Below are 2,635 nucleotides of genomic sequence, written 5' to 3' on the forward strand. Positions count from 1 at the left end.
CCGGGACCGGTGCGCGCGGACAAGGGCCGCGCGCCCGCGCCGGAGGATCCCGCGTACGTCATCTTCTCGTCCGGGTCCACCGGCGTCCCCAAGGGCATCGTCCAGACCCACCGCTGCCTGGCCAACTTCATTTCGTGGCAGGTGGACGGCTCGGGTCTGGGACGCGGGCGGCGCGTCCTCCAGGTGGCTCCGCTCACCTTCGACGTGTCGGTGCAGGAGATGTTCTACACGCTGGCGTCGGGCGGCTGCCTGTACGTGCCGGAAGCGCATGTGCGGCGTGACCCCAGGGACCTGATCGACTACGTCATCGAGGAGCGCATCGAGGTCGTCGACTTCCCGCAGTCGCTGATCGATGTGGTCATGACGCTGCCGACCACCTTCGAGCACGCCCCCGACCTGCGCCACATCATCAGCGCGGGTGAGACGGTCCGGGTGACGGAGGCCCTGGAGGGCCTGCTGACGCGGCGGCCCGAGCTCACCCTGCACAACCACTACGGACCGGCCGAGAACCACATGGTGGCCAGCCACTCGATGAGCGCGGCGGCCGGGAACCTGGAACCGGGGCCGCCGGTCGGGTCCCTGGTGTGGAACACCTACGTCTACCTCCTGGACGAGCGGGGCGTGCCCGTGCCCGACGGGGAGGTGGGTGAGGTCTACATCGGCGGTGTGGGGGTGGCCATCGGGTACACGGACCCCGAACTGAGCGCCACCGCGTTCGTGCCCGATCCGTTCCGTCCGGGCGCCAGGCTGTACCGCACCCGGGACCGGGGGGTGTGGCGGGCGGCCGACCAGACGCTCCAGCTGCTGGGCAGGATGGACGACCTGGTCAAGATCCGGGGCAATGCCGTCGAGCCCCGGGAGGTCGAGGCGCGGCTCAGGGACTTCCCCGGTGTCCGGGACGCCGCCGCCTTCGCGGTGCGGCGGGCCGACGGCGCGGTGGAACTGCACGCGGCTCTCACCGGAGATCCGCCGTCGGCCCCCGAACTGCGCCGGGCGCTGCTCGCGGTCCTGCCCGACTACATGGTGCCGGTCCGCTGGTGGCTCACGGAGAGCCTGCCGATCTCACCCAACGGCAAGCTGGACCGCAAGGCCCTGCCGGGGCCCGGGGCGCGGCCCCTGGCCCTGGTGCCTCACCACTCGAACGCCTCGCGGTAACCGCGCTTCTCGATGCAGTACGTCCTGAACGCCCTGGCCTTCTCGGCCACCGCGGCGTCCCCGGTGCGCACGGCGGCCTCGATGAACCAGTCGAACGCCGCCGTCGCATCGGCCTGCCGGGTGAAGTGGACCGCCGCGAACCGCCGGAAAGCGGCGCGCATCCCGGCGGCGTCCATGTCGGACGCCGAGGCGACGAGCGCCTCCACCTCGGCCGCCGGGACCGGTGGGCGCGACATGACGCGGACCGGCAGTTCCGCCGGAACGGTGTTCTTGATCTCGATCGGTTCATCGGCCCCGGAGAAGTCAAGACAGAGCGAGAGCCTCGGAAAGGGCGAGGCGCTCATCGCCGAGTGCGGGACCGTCGTGTGGATTTTCCATACCTCACCGCGGCGGAGGTGATAGACGATGTCATTCTCGGAGTGCAGAGAATTCTCGTCCGTGCGCAGTGGAATCTGAAGACGTGTGCCCGGCTCCGCGAATTCAAGGAAATCGACGTGCGGCGCGAGAATTCCGTCACTGAGGCTGAATATGCGAACCCATTGCAGCCTTTCGAGCGGGAAGTTGTCGGTGACGACCGACATGATCCCGGGCAGCCTCCTGCCCAGCTCGGTCAGGGCGAGCTGCCCCTCGTACGGCCGGAAGGACGTGTCGTCGTCGCTGCCACCGGAGTTGGCAAGGACATGCGCGGACCAGGACCCGAAGGTGAAGGCGTCGTACTCGCCCCCGGCGTCGTTCGCATCGATGACCGAAAGCTCAGCACCGAAGTCGTAGGAATCGATCGGGAGTGTGGCGAGCCGTTGTGACTTGAGCATATGAGATCCCGTCGGTTGGTGAGTGCACAGGGCACCGGACGCCGATGAGCGGCAATCGTATCGGCTTGCGGAAGGGAGGGCAATGATCCGCTTGGATACCGGATTAATGATTGACAAGATCTAATTGCCTTGCGCAGGATCTTACGGTGCCGTCATGTTCGTCAGAATCATCGAAGGTATTGGGTGAGCGTGAGAGATGCTGATTGACAATGCCCTGAGTGAATCCTGGCTCGCCCGGCTCGCCGGTGGTCACGGCGTCCCCTTCCTCGATGTCGTGACCCCGGCGGCGGACACACCGGACTGCGTCATCGCCCCCGAGGTCACCGCGCGGCTCGACGCGCTGACGGGCGGTGACGCGACCGGACTCCTGCTGCTGACCGTCGCGGCGGCACGGCTCGCGCTGGCCGCCCTCGACGACGAGACCCGGCATGTCGTCCTGGTGCCCGCTCCGGCCGACCGGGACCGTACGGCGGCGAGGACCGCACCACGCGAACTCGCCCTCTGCGCACCCCTGGACCGCACCGCACCGGCCTCGGCCTTCCTGACGGATCTGCACGCCGAACTCGAATCCGCGCTGCCCCTCGCCTGGGACGACCGGGAGGCGGTGGCCGCACGCCTGCGCCACGCGGGTGTGCCCGCGGGCCACTCCCTCGCCCGCCTCGGCGTCG

General features: G+C 68.9%; 3 protein-coding genes. 2 read left to right on the forward strand and 1 reads right to left on the reverse strand.

The window, feature by feature from the left end:
- Positions 1-1,155, forward strand: a 1,155-nt coding sequence (locus tag AB8Z36_RS37260; RefSeq protein WP_369217813.1) for an amino acid adenylation domain-containing protein, incomplete at its 5' end; no start/stop codon positions are given.
- Here the strand turns inward: AB8Z36_RS37260 and AB8Z36_RS37265 are convergent.
- The gene (locus tag AB8Z36_RS37265; protein WP_369217814.1) at positions 1,131-2,084 is read right to left on the reverse strand and encodes a putative nonproteinogenic amino acid hydroxylase; all 954 of its coding nucleotides are present in this window, start codon (positions 2,082-2,084) and stop codon (positions 1,131-1,133) included. The two genes, AB8Z36_RS37260 and AB8Z36_RS37265, sit on opposite strands and share 25 nt — an antisense overlap.
- A gap of 79 nt (positions 2,085-2,163) precedes the next feature.
- Here AB8Z36_RS37265 and AB8Z36_RS37270 point away from each other — a divergent pair.
- Positions 2,164-2,635, forward strand: a 472-nt coding sequence (locus AB8Z36_RS37270) for a hypothetical protein (protein WP_369217815.1), incomplete at its 3' end; no start/stop codon positions are given.

Origin of the sequence: Streptomyces flavofungini (assembly GCF_041028215.1) — a bacterium.
Taxonomy (GTDB): Bacteria; Actinomycetota; Actinomycetes; order Streptomycetales; family Streptomycetaceae; genus Streptomyces; species Streptomyces flavofungini_B.